A 19,065-nucleotide genomic window follows, 5' to 3' on the forward strand; every position below is an offset into this window, starting at 1 on the left:
CCCTTGCGACGATCCCAGCCGCAATCAAATCTAATTCACCTGTTTTTGCTATGCTTTTAGCCGCTGACAAGTCTCGGTTTTGGTAAGTTTCACAAGCCGTACATATAAAAATTAAAAACTGCTTACAAACCAAGTAATAACGCAAACTTAAATAAGAATCAAAACCAATAGTAACATAATGATTTTTATAGAGAAAACTTGCAATAGCTGCAGTTTGCACTACACTGGTCGCAATTGAACTTGTTAAGGTGATCTATCATGAAAGGTAATCAAAAAGTAATCGACGCATTTAATACATTGTTAGCCAACGAATTAGCAGCAATTGACCAGTATTTTATTCATTCGCGCATGTACGATGACTGGGGATTAGCTAAACTTTATGAGCGCCTTAACCACGAAATGGAAGAAGAGAAAGATCATTGTGACTGGTTAATAAAACGCATTCTATTTTTAGAAGGTGTGCCTAACATGACTAAACGTCGTGATTTATTAATTGGCACCGATGTTAAAAGCATGATGCAAAACGACTTAACACTTGAGCTTGAAGTAGTAGCTAGCGTAAAAGACGTAATCGCAATATGCGAAGAACAACAAGACTATCAATCTCGTGCCATTTTAGAAAAACTATTATTTGATACCGAAGAAGATCATGTTTACTGGTTAGAACAGCAACTTGGTTTAATTGATAAGATTGGAACGCAAAATTATCATCAAGCACAAATGGCTTAGTAGGAGTATATAGTATGAAAGGCGATAAAGACGTTATTGCAGCACTAAATAAAGTACTCGCTAACGAGCTTGTTGGTATTAACCAATACTTTTTACACGCACGTATGTTTAAAGATTTTGGCTTTAGTAAATTAGATAAAGCAGACTACAAAGTATCAATTCAAAAAATGAAAAACGCCGATCGTTTAATTGAGCGTATTTTGTTTTTAGAAGGCTTACCAAATTTACAAGATTTAGGCCGTTTACGTATTGGTGAAAACAGCGAAGAAATGATTGCTGCCAATATGAGCTTTGAACTTGATACAATTGATGAGTTACGTAGCGCAGTTAAACTGGCTGAAAGTAAAAAAGATTATATTACTCGTGAAGCCCTTGATCACATTTTAAATGAACAAGAAGAGCAAATTGATTGGTTAGAAACTCAGCAATTACTGATTGAAAATACCGGCTTAGAAAACTACCTACAGTCGCAGCTGTAATAGTAATTAACACGCATAAAAAAAGCAGCTTAAAGCTGCTTTTTTTATATCTAAATTTTGTAATGTAATTTTTAACTAAATTAAGCCACTTGATCCGTTATATCGGCAATTTGAATAAGCTTACGATTAAGGATCTTTTTAGTACAACCACAACACTTACCGCATTGGCTGCCCACTTTAAGCTCTTTAGTTAACTCACGCATGGTTGTTGCACCATCGTCAATTGTTTGTTCAATTTTTTTATCGGTCACACCGTGACATAGACAAATATACATGAATACAAACCACTCTCAATTACATTTAGTAGGTGCATACTAATCTAAATGGTAATGGTTATCAAACACTTTTTGCAGTTAATTATGTTATTTTTTGATCTTATTTTAAGCAGTGCTACACAGGTTAAAATAATCAGCGACTGTTTAAAAAAGTATATGTTCCAAAATTGTATGTCCGTTGAGGCCCTGTATTCAATTTTTAAAACAACCACTGAGCACCTGTACGCTTAAGCTATTCGTTTTAATTACTTATAGCGCTTAATCTATGGTTCAAGATTTACTATCTAAAAGGTTTGTGGGATAATGCGCGTCTCTTAGGGGAGTAGCCCGCTTAGTAATATCAATCGTGTTGGAAAAGTGAGTAATTATAGCCTTGTATATCGCTACAATAACCACGCTTTAATATTATTGGTGTCACAAGTAAACTTATCAACATAATTGCACCTCACGTGCGTGGTAAGTTTGTAATGTTGTAGCAAGCATTATCGGCGAGACCTAGGTAGATAACTATCCTCAAGGCGGGAGATAGCTATTTGCCTTGGTTTAGTGCTCCCGCCTGTAAGTAGTTGTAATGGAAATATTTTTAACCTCAACCGTCACTGTTGCCCTTGCGGAAATAGGCGATAAAACTCAGCTTTTATCGTTACTGCTCGCTGCTCGTTTTCATAATAAAATTGCACTCATTTTAGGTGTATTAGTCGCAACTATTATTAATCATGGCTTATCTGCTTGGTTTGGAGATTGGCTTAGTGGTAATTTTGCTATTGAGTACCTACCTTGGGTTGTGAATATTAGTTTTATTGTGGTTGGCCTTTGGCTGCTGATCCCTGATAAAGATGAAGCCGTGAGCCATAAATACGATCGCTATGGCGCATTTTTAGTCGCTTTTGTATTGTTTTTTATTGCTGAAATTGGCGATAAAACACAAATAGCCACTGTGCTACTTGGCGCACAATATCAATCAGTATTGTGGGTTACTATTGGTACAACTGTGGGCATGTTAATTGCCAACGTACCGGTTATTTATGCAGGTAATGCGCTACTAAAACGCATTCCTTTAAATAAAGTACGAATTATTGCAGCCAGTGTTTTTGTGCTGTTAGGGCTATATGGCATAGCAACTATTTAGGCTCAATACTTTTATTATTAAAAGCCCTCTGCTCATTATCCATAAACGAGGGCTTTTAATTTCACATCAGCTTAAGTATTAAAACTGATATTTAGCCGATAAGTAAACACGTCTTGGCTCACCCGGAAAATGCCCAGTGCGATTTATAAAGCCGCTTGATGCGTACTCTTTATCAAACACATTTTTAATTGATACTTGCCACGTCCAGTTTTCTAACTGAGTTTTCCAGGCCATATTGTAAATAGTATAGGGCTTTACATGGGTGCCATCTAAACTTACTTGCTGATCAACATAATCAAGGCCAGCAGCAATAGATGAGTTAATGCTGGGTAGGTCATAGCGAGTCCATACTCCGGCAGTATTTTGGGGGGCATTGGCAAACTTATCAGAACCAGCAGCTTGCGCTGAAAAGCCTTCGCTTTGCTCGTTTATACGGGTATCGTTATACGCGTAACTGGCCGTTACTACCCAGCTATCGGTTATGTCGCCAACCACCTCTAGCTCAAAGCCATCGCTTTGCACTTCACCTAGCGATTCTAGCTGGTCAATACCCGAATCATTTTGTAGTAAGCTTGTTTGCAAAATATTTTTACGCACAATTTGATAGGTCGCGATATTAATCGCCAAGGAGTCATCAAATAATTTAGTGCGCAAGCCTAACTCTGTAATATAGCTATTTTCTGGGGAGAATGGCCCACCTACTAACTCAGATTGGCTTGCCGCATCTTGCGGCAAAAAGCCTGTACCATAAAGCGCATATGGAAAAAACGTATCGTTAATATTATAACTGGTGCCAATACGCACCGTAAAATCACTATCTGAAAACTCAGTATTGCTGATCTGATCAGTATCTTCAAAGTGATCGTAGCGTAGCCCCGCTGTTATATTCCACTTTTCGGTAATATCTAGTTGATCTTGCAAATAAACCCCGAGCCTTTTAGATTCAGTACTAACAAATCGTGGGGTTATACTTTGTAAGTCGTAATCGGCGCCCGATGTTAAACCATATTGCGGATTGATTAACGATAGTCCAGGTACTGGTCCGCCTTTACTTGCTTGTTTGGCGGTGCGGTATATAGCATCAAATTTAGCAGCATAATAATCTGCGCCTACTAAAAACACATGCTCCATATTCGCAATCGTTGTTTGTGCTATTAAATTAGCAGTTAAACTCAAACCTTGGTTTTCGCGCGCTTGATCTCTAAATTCACGTTCACTCCAATCAACTACACCGTCATTATCGGTATCTAACAAGCCCCACGGTTCGTGATAGTTTTGCTGTTCGGTATTAGTAAAGTAACGCGCTGTTACATCTGTACTAAATATATCATTTAACTCATTTTTATAGGTTGCCTGATACACATCAGCTGACACTTTTTGATAATCGCTTGCTTCGTTATGGTTCCACTCACGATTAGCAATAAAGTCGCCGTTATCATCTACAGGTACGCCACGTAAACGGGCTCCTGCTAAGTCTTGATCTATATTAGTGTATTGCAGCACTAAATTTGACGCATTATCAAAGTCAAAGCGATAACCTAAATCGATAATGGTGTTGTCTTCGCCGGTGTTATACCTAAACGGATTTTGGCTTTCTTTATACACGCCCACTCTGTAGGCTTGTGTTTGCTCGTTGTTTACACTGCCTGTAGATTCAAAAGCACCACTAAAAAAGTCATCATTGCCAAGCTCTAGTTCTACTGTAGTTTTAGCAATATATTGTGGTTTTTTAGTCATGTAGTTAATAATGCCACCTGGATTACCACTACCATAAACCGCGCCACTTGGGCCTTTAAGCACTGCTACTTGCTCAATATTAAATAACTGCGGTACGGCAAAACCATTAAAAGGGTCACCTTTTACACCATCGTATAAAATTTCGTCTTGACGAAAGCCTCTAAATGTTACGCCCGAATAGCTAAAGCCATTAACGCCTGCAATGTTACTATATAAATCAGTAATTTGACGTGCTGCTTGGTCACTAATTAACGCTTGCGGTAATATTTGAATCGATTGAGGTATTTTTTCTAAGGGGGTATCTGTACGGGTACCAAATGCTGACTCGGTTGGCCTATATAACGAAAAAGCACGGCCTACTACTTCTATTTTTTCAATATTATTCTGAGCCGTTACGCTATTGAGCGGTATTGTTGAGGGCGGTGCTGTTGTTGATTGTTCAGCTTCTTCGGCGGCAAATACACTGGCAGAATTAAATATAATTGATGAGATTGCGATAGATAAAAGAGTAAATTTCATGAGAGATAACTAACAATAATACAGTGAACGCATGCTAATGCTAACCACTCTCATTTGCAATTGATTATTCTATATAAATAAAAGCTTTGCCTATGTACTCGTAACGCAATAGCAGCCTTTAGTGTCAGCAATTAATAACTGTGAATTAAACCCAGCTGTTAAGTTACTAATAACAGTTTCTACAAAACCGCTTCCTTGCGAGCACGCTAGTCCTTCGGATAGCGGCCCGGCATAAACAAAGTCCCCATTTTTATCAATAATTACAGCAGCAGGGGTTGCTGGAATGGCTTGCTTAAGTTGTTGTGTAAGTTGCAACTCTTGCACGGCAAGTCCTTTACTTTTTGCAAATGCTTGCAACGTCGTAATGTGCGCTTGTGCTTGCTTAGTACAACCGCAATTTTGCTCTGTAATAATAACAAGCGATGCCACGGTATTACTAACCACTAACTGTTGTTTAAATTGCTCAAACCAATTTTGTTGCTTTAGCATTTGCGATTCATCAAACGGCTTTAGTTGCCCAAGCTGAAAGTACACCAGCCCAGTCACAACCAGTATAAACCACGCGGCAACAACCCCTACAATAAAGTAATTCGACTTACTTAAATTTTGCAATACTTTGCTCTAATACATCAATACTTACGTCAATTAACTGTACTTTAGCTGTTAACTGCTTAACTATTTTTGTGTCTTGGTATTGGTTTTGGCGCATTTTGTCTGTGCTTAGTGCTATTTGCGCCGTATTACCCGCTTGCTCGGCAACTACTTGAGCCACTGAGCTAGTACTGCTTGATACCGCTTTAATTTGTTCACTCATAGATGAAATGTTTTCTTTCATCGTGGTGCTTATTTTTGTTAAGTCGACTACAAAATCAACACATTGGCTCATAGACTGAGTAGATGTGCGGCTATTGCTAACCAAGTCTTTTAAGGTAGCGGCTATTTTAGCCGTAGTTGCTTGGCTATTAGTAGCAAGTGAGCGCACTTCTGATGCGACAACAGCAAAGCCACGACCATGCTCTCCGGCTCTAGCAGCTTCAATTGCCGCATTTAAAGCCAGTAAGTTAGTTTGATCTGCTATTCCCGATATTTCATTAAGTAAACCCGATATTACGTCGCCTGCGCCAACAAGATGATTTATTTGCTCTTCCGTATGATTAAGTAGTGTTAATAGCTCTCTACTTTTACTGTCTGTTTGTGACACTTCTTGCAAGGCATTGGTCGCAGCTTGAGTAATATTATCTACTTGGTGTTTTAATACTTCACTTTCTTGCTCAACAAGTTTAAAGCCATGAGCAACTTGCGCACCAGAACTTGCAATATCGTCGGTTTGTTGGGTGCGCTGATCTGCACCTTCGGTTAACTCGTCGTGCACTTGGATCAGCTCTTGTGAGCTTACCTTTAATGACTCTGATTGAGTTTTTACTTGTTTAATTACATCTGACAAATACTCTAATAAGGTATTAAAGCCGGCTACCGCTTGGCTTTTTTGATCATCAGCACGTAAAGAAAGTTTAATATGATTAGGGTCTTGCATTATTTGCTCTGTCGCTGAGCTTAGCGATAGCCCGGCACTACGTTCGCGCTGCAATGTTTTAGCAATATAGCCTGCAACAAACACTTCAACAATGGCATAACCTGCGTGTATTAGCACTGTTGTAAAGGCAAGCCTATCTGGATCAAACACGTAAAAACCTGTGTTTTGAGTTTGTAGGTAATAAAACGATAAGTGATGTACAGCAACAAACACAATAGCAGTTATAAAAACACGCCATTGCACAAACATAATTAACACCGCCATTAAAATAAATATTTCAAAATGCACTTCAATCAAACCATAGGTTTGTTGAATATGTAAAAAAGAAAACATCATAATGGCTGCAGCGACTACGTGAGGCGTTAAAGCATTATTAGGTTGGGTTTTTAATAGCCAAATTGGTAATAAGCAAAGCGGTAAGCCAACAATAAAGGCCTCGCTCAATGTGCCAAAATATAAACCAACACCTATTGATTCTATAAATAAAAGGCTAAAAATAACCGTAAATAAACGCGCAACACTAGACATAGTAGCCTTAAATTAAGTTTTTTAATAAAATTAAGCGAGGTAATACGTATCAAAGTTTAAAAAAGTTCATCAGTTTACCCCTAACAAGCAAAAAAATGCTGAATATTACACTTAACTTAACAAAGTAGACGAGTTAATTACATTATTTAAATATATTGACCTAATTGAATTGTTATTTACCCAACAAGCTAATAAGTTTATGTACAAGCAAAGCCGGCTATTTAATAATAGGTAATATTTTTTTAAAGTTAGGTGTTGCTGCTTGCTTGGTCCATTGAAAAATAATGCTCTCGGTACTGGAAATGATCGCACCTGCTTGGCGTAGTTGCTCAGTAGCAATTATTTTGTGGTTGTCGTTACGTGAACCTATCGCATCAACTGCAATGATCACCTCATAACCGTACTGCAATAAATCTAAGCATGTTTGCAACACACAAACATGCGCTTCGGTACCAATAACCACGACTTGCGGGCGAGTATACTTAGCGAGTTGCGCTAAAAACCCGGGCTCTGCACAGGCACTAAAGTGGGTTTTATGAAAATAATCTGCTTGTGGCAAAGCATCCTGTAAGGTTTGATTGGTTGCGCCCAAACCTTTTTTATATTGCTCTGTAATAAGGGTCGGTATTTTGTGCACTAAGCTGGCTTGCGATAACTGTAATGAGCACTTTAAAATAGCGCTAAAGTCAGCTATGGCTGGCTCAAGTTTCGTTTGTATATCAATAATTAATAACACACTGCGTAAAGCATCCACATTACTCATTTTGCTCATACTTCCTCCACTGTCCTGTTTAGTGTTAACTGCTTGTAACTAGCTCACTCTAATACGAACACCAAAACAAAGCTACTCTGCTCGCTGTTAGTATTGTTCAACTAGGCTTAAATAAGTTATTAATACACTGATACAACTCATTTTTATTGATGGGTTTGGCTATAAAGTCATTCATACCGGCGTTTAAGCATTTTTCTTTATCTTCGGCAAACGCATTGGCAGTAATAGCTAAAATTAATACGTTTTTACAATCATTTGGCATTTGGCGTATTTTTTGTGTGCATTGGTAGCCATCCATATTGGGCATTTGGCAATCCATTAAAATCAAATCTGCGGGGTAGCTTTCTAAGCAATGTAACGCTTCAAGTCCATCGTTTGCCGTTTTTATCTCGCATCCCGTTGCAATCATCATTTTGGTGATTACTATTTGATTAATTGGATTATCCTCTACGATTAAAATACGTTTTGCCGCTAAATCAGGAACAGAACTGTCGGCTATCTCCTTAACTGGAGCCTGGCTTAGAATGAGTGGGATTTTTATTTTAAAACAGCTTCCTACCCCTTCTTCACTGCGCAGGGTAAGCGAGCCGCCCATCAGCTCAATTAATCGTTTACTAATTGTTAGCCCAAGTCCAGTGCCGCCATATTTTCGGGTAGTGGAAACATCAGCTTGTGTAAATTCTATAAATAAATTTTGTTGTTGCAGCGCAGAAATACCAATACCAGTATCGGTAATTTTAATGAACAAACAATCATCCTCTACAAAGCAATCCATAGTAATTAAACCAGTGTCAGTAAATTTACCCGCATTACTGAGTATATTGTTGATAACTTGAGAAAAGCGTAGTGAGTCTAACGCTATAAATGGCGGTAATTCTGGAGCAATAGTTAGCTTAAATGTAACGTTAGCGCTTAATCCCGAGTTATCAAAAACAGTGGCTAATTGGCGTATTAGTTTTTTAATTTCAGTTGGTTGCACATCTAACTTTAACGCATTAGCTTCTATTTTAGAAAAGTCGAGTATCTCATTTAAAATAAGCAGTAAGTTATGGGCACTTTGTTGGATCATTTGCAGCTCATTTTGTTCATCGGCAGCAATTTTAGAATTTTTTATTAGCAACTGAGTCATGCCCAAAATACCATTAAGCGGAGTGCGAATTTCGTGACTCATATTGGCCAAAAATAATGACTTAGTTTTATTTGCTTTATTAGCAACCCCTACAGCTTTAATTAGCTCTTCTGTTTTATCTTTAACTTGTTGCTCAAGCTTTAAATTAAAGTTTATAAGCTGATTATTCAACGCTTCATTTTTACTGTTTGCGGTGCGTAACTTATTAAAGTTATTAGTCATCTTAAGGGCTAAACTTGCAAACTGTTGTTGTAACTTTTCAACCTCGTACCAGGTATTAGTATGCGAAACTAACCCTACTGTTTGTTCATCGGTTTCGAAGTTATCTATTTGCTCGGTTAACTTTATTATCGGCGTTACTAACCACTTACTTAGCTGCGTAATAAAAACACTGGTTAGTACAATTATAAATAAGATCAACACCAGAGATTGCCCCCACGCTTGGGCTGCAACATTATTGGCATACTTTTTATTCATTAATGTGAAAATACGCCAATGATTTAATGCCGATGTAGTGTCTTTTGAGTAATATTGCTGCGCGTTTGTTGCTGTAAATGCGCTTGTTTGTTTAAGGCTTTGCAGCGCAACTACATCTTGTTTGCTAAGGGTTTGCATCTGCTTAAAGTCATTTAAGGTTGAAAATACTACCTGATTGCTTTTATCTAATATAATTAAGTCGGCTTGGCGCTTAAATAAGGTAGGTTGTAAATCACTAAAGTTTTCAAATAACAATGAGCCTTCTACTATCCCCTTAAATTGCTGGTTATTATAAACAGGGGCCGATATTGCCACTATTGATTGCTGTCCAAACCCTCTTCCTTTAAAAATACCAGAAATAAATCCATTTTGAGAATCAATTGCTTGGTAAAAATAATCGCGATCAGCAACATTAGCAACAGCCTTACCTTTTAACTGCTGTGTTTTTGACGTTGTGGGATAAAAGTAATTTACGTTGGCAAGTTCATCGGTACTTATAGCAGTTATAAACCCAGGATATAACTTCCCTAAAAGCTCAATAGCACTTTGTGGGCTATGCCCTACGCTAATATTTTGTGCGGTCAGTATTACTGCTTTGCGATGGTTTTCTAAATATAAATCTAGGCTTTGCGCTATTTGTTGGGACTTTTCATTTAGTTGTGCGTTTATTTCGTATTCAACCCTAGAGTAATGGTTATTAATAAGCACAATTGAAGTAAGCACTACCACTAAAATAACGAGCAAAGTTACAATATAATTAAGGATTTTATACAAAGAACCATAATGGCGAGACCAAGAATGGCGATTAAAAAAGAAACTAAATAAATCAATTACGCATAAATAAATGGCGGCATTTAAACAATATTTAGCAAGCGCAGTAACCAAAGGTAAAAAGCTAATATTAAGAAAGTAATGCCCAACCCCCCACAGTAATGGCATTGCTACTACAAGCCAAAACAGCATTCCTCTAAAAAATAAAGGCCTAGAATAGCGCAGACAAAAAAAGTACACCCATAGTATCTCTAAACCAAAAACGATTGAAGGCCAAGCATGCCCCCAACGATAAAATATGCCTAGGGTGCTTAAAGTAAACACAACTAACGAATAGCGCCAGCCAAATAATAATAAGCTTAAAAGAACAAAAAATTGCCCTAATAAAAACTCAGAACTATTAATAAATAAGATTGGTAGGGTATTTACAAAAGCAGCGGTAATACCAAATAAACACGACACAATAAAGTTAAAGTAGCGATGCTTACTTGCTAGTAAAGGCATAATTAGATTCCAATAAATTGCTGTTGATTCAATTTGTTCCTACAACAGCTATTATTTAAATATAGCTTAAACTAAGCCATATGCTGCAATTTGCCAAGTTTAATTAACACTACTGCAACTACTTTCAATTTGTAACACACTATTTGTTACATTAAATTTTGAACGCAACAGGTTTTCGACCTTTAAGCGACATGCTTTATCGTGTTTTTCAATGGTGCAGTGTTTTTTTAGCACTATATGCGCACCCACTATTACCGTTTTATCTTTTCGTACTACAGTTACATTATGCACATTTTTTACATGCTGAATTGTGGTAATTGCTTGCTCAACTTTAGCTACTTTAGGGAGTTTATCTTTATTTATATACAGCCCTTTAACGCAACTTATAATAACCTTAATACCGGTGAATAAAACGAATGAAGCAATTAACATGCTCGATAAAATATCGATAATATCCCAACCAGTCAGGTAAATTAACACTCCGGCTATAAAAGTAGAAATAGTAGATATAATGTCAAAAAACGAGTGTAAAAACACCGCATATACATTAATACTCGCTTTACGGCCTTTATATAACACCCAAGCAGCGGCACCATGAAACAAAAAACCAAGCGCGGCAATGGCCGACATTAAAAAGCTATTTATTTCAAGTTCGTTGCCTTCATGATGGTGCATAAAACGCTCGCCACCTTCATACAATATAACCAAGCTAATTGCTAAATATAAAAAGCCATTTATAAGGCCTCCTACTAACTCAGCACGCTGATAGCCATCGTTATAGGTTTTAGCAAAGTGAATCGCCAAGCTCGAGGCAATTAAAGCAATAAATAAAGAGCTGTTATGAACAAACAAGTGCCCTGCATCGGCTAATACTGCTAGTGAGTTGGCGTAATATGCGCCTATTAATTGAATAACCATAAAAGAGCAGGTGATCGCCAAAGCAATTAATAAACGGCGACGGGAAGCTTTATGTGTCGTTATTTCGGTCATGAAATACTTAAGTACCTATACTTAAAACAAAGTAAGCTTCGAAAAAGCTCAACGGGGAATACGTAATGATATACAGTATCAATTATAATACGTAAACCTAATAAACGCACTAAAAAATTGGGAAAATAGAAACTTCTGTACTAAAAGTATTTAAAAAGGTATAAAAATAACAATATATTATAAAAATAATAACGTTTAATGTTTAGCTTGGAGAAACAAGTGAGTGATGACTCAATACTAAAATTGTGGCAGGTTTTAAATAAACTCAGTTTAGCTATTTTATTATACGACAATAAAAATAATACTTATTGTGTTAATACTGCGGCGCAAATTTTATTTGATTTAAAGCATTGCGACAATTTAGATAGCACTGCATTTAATGCTGTCACCCTCCTGAGCGTGCATAATAATAAACATATTGCTATTGAGTCATTATTCGATTCAAAAACTAGCACTAATATACAGCTAAAAAAACAACAACAAAGCATACCGTTAAATATCGCCCTTACCCAATTATCTGATTCTGTTTCTATGTTGTGTTTAGAGCCTTTAAAAAGCGATGTAATTGAGCTCTATAATTTTGATCGGGTTATTTCTGAAATATCAACAGACTTAATCGACATACAAAATGATGATATAGATTTGCATATTAATTTTGCGTTAAAAGCCATTGGCACTGCATTTGCTGCCGATCGTAGTTATTTATTTGAATTTAATACCGACAACGAAACCATTACTAACACCCACGAATGGGTGAATGAAGGCATTGAACCTTTCAAACAAAGATTACAAAATGTGCCAAAAACCGAGCTACCCTACTTTTTTGAAGTAATGAACGCTACGCATTTGTTTCAGGTAAACGATGTTTTAAAATTACCTCAAGCAGCAAACGCTGAAAAAGTTGAGTTTCAGATACAAAAAATACAATCTGTTTTATGCATAGGGCTCCTTTTTGATAAAGAGCTTATTGGTTTTATAGGCTGTGACTGTGTTAATTTTAAGCGCGCATGGACACACATTGATCTGATCAGAATAAAATTAGTGGGCGAAATAATTGCCAACGCATTAAAAAATATAGATTACAAAAAAAAGCTGCAACTAGCCCAGCAACAACTTATTACTGCTAATCAAAAATTAAGTTTATTAGTTAATACTGATGGTTTAACTAATATAGCCAATCGCCGCTGTTTTGATGAAACACTTAAAAGTGAAATACGACGTTGTGCTCGTAATAAGCAATCACTTAGCTTGATTATTTGCGATATAGACTTTTTTAAACGCTATAACGACAATTATGGCCACCAAAAAGGCGATGACGCACTTAAGCTAGTTGCTAAAACACTAAATCAACTTTGCAGGCGCGAGGGCGATTTAGCTGCGCGTTATGGCGGGGAAGAATTTGCAATTATTTTGCCTTCGCTTAACGCAGCAGAGTGCCATCAATTTGTATTATTATTACAACAAAAAATAGCGCTGCTAAACATAGTACATAGCGACTCTAGTGTTGTAAAAACACTCACACTTAGCGTGGGCTTTTATAGCACATATCCAACTAAAAACACCCGCCCCGAAACAATTATTAATAATGCTGATACAGCCTTATATGAAGCTAAAGAAACGGGCCGTAATAAAATTTGTCAGTTTTTTGAAAGTAATTGAATATCACCTTACTAACTATTTTATAGTGAAACCACATCAGCAATGTTACTCTAGCAACGTTGAAATTATAAACAACACAAACAATTCAACTTGTTAACTCTTTATTATTAGAAGGAATATTTACATGGACCCGATTGCACAAGTGCTCAATACAATATTTACCGTTGAAGCATTTTTACTCATTTTTGTTTTAGTACTGCTAAAAAGTAGTGTCAAATTTGTACCACAAAACCGCGCTTGGTTAATAGAACGCTTTGGTAAGTATCAATCAACTAAAGAAGCAGGTCTAAACTTTATCATCCCATTTATTGATCGTATTGCTGCAGATCGCAGTTTAAAAGAACAAGCACAAGACGTGCCTTCACAGTCGGCAATCACTAAAGATAATATTTCGCTTACTGTAGATGGTGTTTTGTATTTCCGTGTGCTTGACCCATATAAAGCAACCTACGGCGTTGATGATTACATATTTGCTGTAACTCAGCTTTCGCAAACAACCATGCGTTCTGAGCTTGGTAAAATGGAATTAGATAAAACTTTTGAAGAGCGTGACGTACTGAACACTAATATTGTCACTTCTATCAACCAAGCGGCAGAGCCTTGGGGTATTCAAGTATTACGTTATGAAATAAAAGATATTGTGCCACCACAATCTGTAATGGAAGCGATGGAAGCACAAATGAAAGCAGAGCGAGTTAAACGCGCACAAATACTTGAATCTGAAGGTGACCGTCAAGCCAATATCAATGTGGCCGAAGGGCGTAAACAAGCACAGGTATTAGGTGCTGAAGGTGAAAAGGCAGAACAAATTTTACGCGCAGAAGGTGAAGCTAAAGCAATTATTGCAGTTGCCGAAGCACAAGCCGAAGCCCTGCGTAAAGTGGGTGAAGCTGCCGATACAGAGCAAGGTCAAAAAGCAATCCAGCTTGATTTAGCAACTAAAGCAATAGCCGCAAAAGAAGCCATTGCCAGAGAGTCATCAATTGTATTGCTTCCTGATAATGCCACCGATGCAAGCTCAATGGTTGCACAAGGTATGGCCATTATTAATAGCTTAAATAAAAAGCATCAAGGCTAATAACTAAATAAAGGAGTCGGTATGGAATTTATTACCCAAAATTTACCACAAACCTTAATGGTACTTGGGGTTCTTGCGCTGATCATAGAAGTAGCCGTATTGGGGCTCTCTACCTTTATATTGTTATTTTTTGGCTTATCGTTATTTATAACCGGGCTGCTCATGAGTATGGGAATATTAGCCGACTCTATGACCACTGCGCTTTGGAGTAATACTCTAATAACAGCTGCAATTTCTATATTGCTTTGGAAGCCCCTAAAGCGGATGCAAAATAATGTTGAGCGTAAACCAGTTAATAGCGACTTTGCAGAGCTGACTTTTGTACTTAACCAAGATGTGACTATTGAAGGGTTAAGTACTCATCAGTATTCTGGCATTAGCTGGCAACTTAAAAGCAAACAGCCCATTAGCGCCGGTACGCAAGTTAAAGTAACTAAAAAAGAAGTTGGTGTAATGTGGGTTCAAAGCATTTAAAAACCTACAGCAATTATATTTTTCTAAACCGTTAAAATAACAATAAACGGGCAATTAAACACTGCCCGTTTATTTTGTTGAGTATTTATAATAAATAATCGCCTACCTCCTCCCTCGCACTTTGCTAACTAAGTTGATAGCATTAAAAAATGATGTAAGGAATATATCGTTATGACAAATCAACATAAACACACTTTGGTTGTTGAAGGGGGTGCAATGCGCGGTATTTTTGCAGCCGGTGTACTCGATGAGTTTTTAAAACAAAACTATCAACCATTTGCACGTTATTTTGGCGTATCTGCAGGGGCTACAAATGTAGCCGCCTATTTATGCAAGCAACCAATGCGCAATTACAAAGTGATCACCGACTATTCATGTCGTCCTGAGTTTATTAATCTTGCGCGCTTTATATTGTTACTACGGCTATCGAATCGGGTAAAGCCCATTACTTAAAAGCCACCAACACCGATATGGTCGAGCAATTAAAAGCGTCTTGTGCTATTCCTATTGCGTATCGCGACTATCCAATAATTAATAATATAGCCATGACCGATGGCGGCGTAGCCGACTCTATTCCCGTTATAAAAGCGTATGAAATGGGTGCACGTGAAATAACCGTTATTTTATCTCAGCCTTTGGGTTATCGTAAAAGGCCAAGTAAAGCACCATGGTTAACTAAAAAAATATATAAAAACTACCCGGCACTTATTAACACAACCCTCACCAGAGCCGATGTTTATAACCAAAGTATTGATTTTATTAATAACCCACCCGCTGATTGCCGGGTAAATATTATAGCGCCACCAGTTAATTTTAAAGTGGGCCGTACCACTAAAAAGCTTGCAACCCTTAACACTGGCTACCAAATGGGTGTAGACGCCGCAAAAGCATTTTTAGCTTAATTCAAAACTAACTTAAGCTATATATTTAAAATTACTGCCCTTTATTTTAAATAAACATTAAAACACTTTAGATATTGTTAATAAGCTCTTATCCTATGGCGGAATTTTGATAAGTGAGTTATGTATTGTTTCTCATGAAATATTATGAGCATTAGCAACTCCCATTGTATTTTTTATTAAGTATTTAGGAACACATTGAACGTGGACATTTTTAACGCAATTATTTTAGGTATTATTGAAGGTATTACTGAGTTTTTACCTATTTCGTCAACCGGGCATATTATTGTAGCAGCGCAATGGTTGGGTATAGAAGCAACGGCTACTAATCAAGCATTCGGCGTAATTATTCAATTAGCCGCCATTTTAGCGGTACTAGCCAACTATAAAGATAAGTTCACTCCAAAACATCTTAACTTATGGATAAAAGTAGCCATCGCATTTATTCCGTTAGGCATTATTGCTTTCATTTTTAGTGACGTAATAAAAGCACTATTTAACGTACCTGTTGTGGGAGTAATGTTTATTGTTGGTGGGGTGATTTTTTTACTGCTAGAGCGCAATTATAAAGAACAAAACTGCACCACTACCGATGTTACTCAAGTGACTTATAAGCAAGCAATATGGATTGGTATAGCCCAAGTATTTGCACTTATTCCTGGTACTAGCCGTGCGGGTAGCTCTATTGTAGGTGCTATGTTGTGTGGCTTAAACCGCAAAGCCAGTGCAGAGTTTTCATTTTTACTTGGCTTACCTGTACTTGCTGCAGCGTCTGGGTATGATTTGCTAAAGCATTATGACTTATTTACTTTTGACGATTTAACCGCCCTTGCTGTAGGCTTTGTTACCTCTTTTATAGTGGCCTATTTTACAATTAAATTATTTATCCGCTTTTTAGAAAACTTTACTTTTGTAAGTTTTGGTATTTACCGCATTGTATTTGGTGTTATTTTATTAACCATAGCTTACGTTTAAAACATTTTTAAGAGAGAAAATAATGAACGAAAAAATAAATCAAGAAGCCCTCCACGCACTTAAAATAGCATTTACCTACATGCCTAAAGCAATCGAGGTGACTAAATACGAGTACGGCGAGCGTTATCAAACCGTACTTGATCATATTGAAGCCGTGCGCGAAACACTCCTCATAAACGATGTAGATCCTGAGGAAGTAGGCGGCGATATAAATCCAGAGTACACACCAAATTCAACCTATTAAATAATCATAAATTGCGTTAGCTTATTTACTATTATTTAACTAGTATATTTACTAAGTATTTTTAACTAGCACTCTAAAAAGTAAGGATCTATTATGAATAACAAAGTGATTGGTATTGTGCTTATTATTATTGGCGTTGCGTTGGCTATTTGGGGGTATGATGTTTATGAAGCAGCTGGCTCACAAGTTAGCCGCGCGCTAAGTGGCGACACGCCAATAGAAGCATGGGCCGGTATGATCGGTGGAGCTGTGTGTATAATAGTCGGCATTACCAGGGTTAAGTAACATACAGCTTATAAACGCTGCATGTTAAAAAACAAAAATAATCAGTGTTTATTTAACCCCTAAATTAAATATAAAAAAAGCCGCCTTTGGAGAAGGGCGGCTTGGGTGAACAAACAGCTATGGGTGTATTTTTGCTGTTATATCAAGAGACGTTTTTTAACTAACCTGATGCAGATTAACTAAATTAAGCTTGCTCTGTTTCATCGCTGTGGCGAATTAAGTAATCAAACGCACCTAAACTGGCTGTTGCACCACTGCCCATAGCAATTATTATTTGCTTAAATGGCGTATTGGTTGCATCCCCCGCACCATAAACGCCTGGGAGTGATGTTGCGCCTTTGGCATCAATTAAAATCTCACCAAATTTGCTCAGTTCAAGCTCGCTGTCTTTTAGCCATTCTGTATTTGGTATTAAACCAATTTGTACAAATATGCCCGCAAGAGTGAGCTGCTTACTGTCGCCACTTACGCGGTCGGTGTAAGTTAAACCGGTTACTTTTTTGCCATCGCCGAGTACTTCGGTTGTTTGTGCACTTTTAATAATAGTAATATTAGCCATACTGCTAGCTTTGCGAATAAGTACTTCGTCGGCACGTAATGTATCGGCAAATTCAAGTACCGTTACATGCTCTACAATATTGGCTAAATCAATCGCGGCTTCTATACCTGAATTACCGCCACCAATTACCGCAACCGGTTTGCCTTTAAATAAGGGCCCATCGCAATGTGGGCAATATGCCACACCGTGGCCACGATATTGTTGCTCGCCAGTCACGTTCATTTCGCGCCAGCGTGCGCCTGTTGCCAGTACCAGCGACTTAGCACTCAGTACCGCGCCGTTTTCTAGAGTAATTTCGTAACCACTATTATTGCGACTAAGCTTAGCTGCGCGTTGATTATGCATTACATCTACATCGTATTCTTTAACGTGCTCTTCTAGTTGTGCTACCAGTTTTGGCCCTTCGGTGGCTTTAATCGAAATAAAGTTTTCGATTGCTAAAGTATCGGCTACTTGTCCGCCAAATCTATCTGCAACAATACCGGTGTTTAACCCTTTTCGTGCTGAGTAAATAGCAGCCGATGCACCCGCAGGCCCACCACCAATAACTAACACGTCAAACTTTTCTTTTTTACTTAACGACTCAGCTTGGCGCTGTGCACCTTTGCTATCTACTTTATTGAGTATGTCGGTTAGGCTTAGTGCACCTTGGCTAAATGGTTCCCCATTTAAATAAACAGCCGGTACAGCTAAAATGTTGCGCTCTTCTACTTCGCCTTGAAATAACGCGCCATCTATCATGGTGGCTTTAATTTTATTATTAGTTGCTGCCATTGTATTTAAAGCCTGCACTACTTGTGGGCAGGTTTGACAACTTAAGCTTATATACACTTCAAAATTAAGCGCTTGGTCGAGCGACTTTATTTGTTCAATGTCCTCGGCTTTTGCTTTACTGGCATGTCCGCCAGTGTGCAACAGCGCTAACACTAAACTAGTGAATTCGTGGCCCATAGGTACACCCGCAAAGGTAATATGGGTGTTTTTAATAGGTGAATGTACAACCATTGACGGACGACGCGCGCTTGTGTCTGGGTTGTTTATTACCGTAAATTTATCGCTTAGTGAGGCTAAATCATTTGCTAAGCTTGCTACTTCTGTTGATTTTTTGCTGTCGTCCAAGGCGATAAGCAGCTCAACAGGTTGAGTAAGCGATTCAAAATGGCTTTTTAATTGATTTTTTATGTTGTTATCTAACATGGCTTAACCCTTTTAGAAAATTTAAACAGCAAGCCTCCCATGCCAAATAATGCATGTGCTTAAACAAGTATATTGAAATAGGAGGCACCAACAAACGGATGTTTATTGATTTAAGGGCAGTT

18 protein-coding genes and 1 pseudogene are annotated in these 19,065 nt (G+C 37.7%); 10 read left to right on the forward strand and 9 right to left on the reverse strand.

The features are described from left to right. On the reverse strand, window positions 1-220 hold a 220-nt coding region (locus AAEZ18_RS10985), incomplete at its 3' end, for a hypothetical protein (RefSeq protein ID WP_352255431.1). 38 nt (window positions 221-258) lie between these two features. On the opposite strand from AAEZ18_RS10985, the gene bfr (AAEZ18_RS10990) reads away from it, so the two are divergent. After that, window positions 259-729: a bacterioferritin gene (gene bfr / locus AAEZ18_RS10990; RefSeq protein WP_011329914.1), complete on the forward strand. Its 471-nt coding sequence runs from the start codon at window positions 259-261 to the stop codon at window positions 727-729. A gap of 14 nt (window positions 730-743) precedes the next feature. Next, entirely contained in the window at window positions 744-1,208 is a 465-nt protein-coding gene (gene bfr, locus AAEZ18_RS10995; protein ID WP_011329913.1) for a bacterioferritin, read from the forward strand. 80 nt (window positions 1,209-1,288) lie between these two features. Here bfr (AAEZ18_RS10995) and AAEZ18_RS11000 read toward each other — a convergent pair whose 3' ends face one another. Then, on the reverse strand, window positions 1,289-1,483 hold the full coding sequence (locus tag AAEZ18_RS11000; protein WP_011329912.1) for a (2Fe-2S)-binding protein: 195 nt from the start codon (window positions 1,481-1,483) through the stop codon (window positions 1,289-1,291). A gap of 571 nt (window positions 1,484-2,054) precedes the next feature. On the opposite strand from AAEZ18_RS11000, the gene AAEZ18_RS11005 reads away from it, so the two are divergent. Beyond that, entirely contained in the window at window positions 2,055-2,612 is a 558-nt protein-coding gene (locus AAEZ18_RS11005; protein ID WP_086994541.1) for a TMEM165/GDT1 family protein, read from the forward strand. Window positions 2,613-2,690: 78 nt separating this feature from the next. Here the strand turns inward: AAEZ18_RS11005 and AAEZ18_RS11010 are convergent, their stop codons facing one another. The 6 genes from AAEZ18_RS11010 to AAEZ18_RS11035 form a co-directional block, all read right to left on the reverse strand. Further along, window positions 2,691-4,868 carry a TonB-dependent siderophore receptor gene (locus tag AAEZ18_RS11010; RefSeq protein ID WP_350594729.1) on the reverse strand — a complete coding sequence of 726 codons (2,178 nt, stop codon included), beginning with the start codon at window positions 4,866-4,868 and terminating at the stop codon, window positions 2,691-2,693. 90 nt (window positions 4,869-4,958) lie between these two features. Then, complete coding sequence (locus AAEZ18_RS11015; protein WP_011329908.1) at window positions 4,959-5,480, reverse strand: DUF6436 domain-containing protein; 522 nt, start codon at window positions 5,478-5,480, stop codon at window positions 4,959-4,961. Next, window positions 5,464-6,930, reverse strand: coding sequence for a methyl-accepting chemotaxis protein (locus AAEZ18_RS11020; protein WP_089369183.1), 1,467 nt, complete (start codon window positions 6,928-6,930; stop codon window positions 5,464-5,466). The genes AAEZ18_RS11015 and AAEZ18_RS11020 overlap by 17 nt, the downstream gene beginning before the upstream one ends. Window positions 6,931-7,147: 217 nt before the next feature. Beyond that, window positions 7,148-7,702, reverse strand: coding sequence for an isochorismatase family protein (locus tag AAEZ18_RS11025; RefSeq protein WP_011329906.1), 555 nt, complete (start codon window positions 7,700-7,702; stop codon window positions 7,148-7,150). A gap of 97 nt (window positions 7,703-7,799) precedes the next feature. Next, entirely contained in the window at window positions 7,800-10,583 is a 2,784-nt protein-coding gene (locus tag AAEZ18_RS11030) for a response regulator (RefSeq protein ID WP_350594731.1), read from the reverse strand. A 99-nt stretch (window positions 10,584-10,682) separates the two neighbouring features. Continuing rightward, window positions 10,683-11,573: a cation diffusion facilitator family transporter gene (locus AAEZ18_RS11035; protein ID WP_011329904.1), complete on the reverse strand. Its 891-nt coding sequence runs from the start codon at window positions 11,571-11,573 to the stop codon at window positions 10,683-10,685. Window positions 11,574-11,792: 219 nt separating this feature from the next. On the opposite strand from AAEZ18_RS11035, the gene AAEZ18_RS11040 reads away from it, so the two are divergent. The 7 genes and pseudogenes from AAEZ18_RS11040 to AAEZ18_RS11070 all read left to right on the forward strand — a co-directional run bounded on the left by AAEZ18_RS11040 (window position 11,793) and on the right by AAEZ18_RS11070 (window position 17,187). Then, complete coding sequence (locus tag AAEZ18_RS11040) at window positions 11,793-13,232, forward strand: sensor domain-containing diguanylate cyclase (protein ID WP_350594733.1); 1,440 nt, start codon at window positions 11,793-11,795, stop codon at window positions 13,230-13,232. 124 nt (window positions 13,233-13,356) lie between these two features. Next, the gene (locus AAEZ18_RS11045) at window positions 13,357-14,310 is read left to right on the forward strand and encodes an SPFH domain-containing protein (RefSeq protein ID WP_011329902.1); all 954 of its coding nucleotides are present in this window, start codon (window positions 13,357-13,359) and stop codon (window positions 14,308-14,310) included. A 21-nt stretch (window positions 14,311-14,331) separates the two neighbouring features. Further along, on the forward strand, window positions 14,332-14,784 hold the full coding sequence (locus AAEZ18_RS11050) for an NfeD family protein (protein WP_011329901.1): 453 nt from the start codon (window positions 14,332-14,334) through the stop codon (window positions 14,782-14,784). 171 nt (window positions 14,785-14,955) lie between these two features. After that, a pseudogene (locus AAEZ18_RS11055) lies at window positions 14,956-15,686 on the forward strand (patatin-like phospholipase family protein). Between the two features lie 201 nt (window positions 15,687-15,887). Further along, window positions 15,888-16,658 (forward strand): undecaprenyl-diphosphate phosphatase, encoded by a 771-nt coding sequence (locus tag AAEZ18_RS11060; protein WP_011329899.1) that lies wholly within the window; start codon window positions 15,888-15,890, stop codon window positions 16,656-16,658. Between the two features lie 22 nt (window positions 16,659-16,680). Continuing rightward, a complete protein-coding gene (locus tag AAEZ18_RS11065; protein WP_011329898.1) occupies window positions 16,681-16,902 on the forward strand; it encodes a hypothetical protein in 222 nt (73 codons plus the stop codon). Between the two features lie 93 nt (window positions 16,903-16,995). Further along, window positions 16,996-17,187 carry a DUF3185 family protein gene (locus AAEZ18_RS11070; protein ID WP_011329897.1) on the forward strand — a complete coding sequence of 64 codons (192 nt, stop codon included), beginning with the start codon at window positions 16,996-16,998 and terminating at the stop codon, window positions 17,185-17,187. A gap of 184 nt (window positions 17,188-17,371) precedes the next feature. On the opposite strand, the gene ahpF is transcribed toward AAEZ18_RS11070, so the two are convergent. Continuing rightward, window positions 17,372-18,943: an alkyl hydroperoxide reductase subunit F gene (gene ahpF, locus AAEZ18_RS11075; RefSeq protein ID WP_086994560.1), complete on the reverse strand. Its 1,572-nt coding sequence runs from the start codon at window positions 18,941-18,943 to the stop codon at window positions 17,372-17,374. Window positions 18,944-19,065 lie beyond the last annotated feature (122 nt).

The organism is Pseudoalteromonas sp. 19-MNA-CIBAN-0066, assembly GCF_040308705.1.
GTDB classification, from domain to species: Bacteria; Pseudomonadota; Gammaproteobacteria; order Enterobacterales; family Alteromonadaceae; genus Pseudoalteromonas; species Pseudoalteromonas nigrifaciens.

Bases quoted from the DNA above. Each gene is read 5' to 3' on its own strand.
- bfr (WP_011329914.1), top strand. From the start codon at position 259: ATGAAAGGTAATCAAAAAGTAATCGACGCATTTAATACATTGTTAGCC.
- bfr (WP_011329913.1), top strand. From the start codon at position 744: ATGAAAGGCGATAAAGACGTTATTGCAGCACTAAATAAAGTACTCGCT.
- AAEZ18_RS11000 (WP_011329912.1), bottom strand. From the start codon at position 1,483: ATGTATATTTGTCTATGTCACGGTGTGACCGATAAAAAAATTGAACAA.
- AAEZ18_RS11005 (WP_086994541.1), top strand. From the start codon at position 2,055: ATGGAAATATTTTTAACCTCAACCGTCACTGTTGCCCTTGCGGAAATA.
- AAEZ18_RS11010 (WP_350594729.1), bottom strand. From the start codon at position 4,868: ATGAAATTTACTCTTTTATCTATCGCAATCTCATCAATTATATTTAAT.
- AAEZ18_RS11020 (WP_089369183.1), bottom strand. From the start codon at position 6,930: ATGTCTAGTGTTGCGCGTTTATTTACGGTTATTTTTAGCCTTTTATTT.
- AAEZ18_RS11025 (WP_011329906.1), bottom strand. From the start codon at position 7,702: ATGAGCAAAATGAGTAATGTGGATGCTTTACGCAGTGTGTTATTAATT.
- AAEZ18_RS11030 (WP_350594731.1), bottom strand. From the start codon at position 10,583: ATGCCTTTACTAGCAAGTAAGCATCGCTACTTTAACTTTATTGTGTCG.
- AAEZ18_RS11035 (WP_011329904.1), bottom strand. From the start codon at position 11,573: ATGACCGAAATAACGACACATAAAGCTTCCCGTCGCCGTTTATTAATT.
- AAEZ18_RS11045 (WP_011329902.1), top strand. From the start codon at position 13,357: ATGGACCCGATTGCACAAGTGCTCAATACAATATTTACCGTTGAAGCA.
- AAEZ18_RS11050 (WP_011329901.1), top strand. From the start codon at position 14,332: ATGGAATTTATTACCCAAAATTTACCACAAACCTTAATGGTACTTGGG.
- AAEZ18_RS11065 (WP_011329898.1), top strand. From the start codon at position 16,681: ATGAACGAAAAAATAAATCAAGAAGCCCTCCACGCACTTAAAATAGCA.
- AAEZ18_RS11070 (WP_011329897.1), top strand. From the start codon at position 16,996: ATGAATAACAAAGTGATTGGTATTGTGCTTATTATTATTGGCGTTGCG.
- ahpF (WP_086994560.1), bottom strand. From the start codon at position 18,943: ATGTTAGATAACAACATAAAAAATCAATTAAAAAGCCATTTTGAATCG.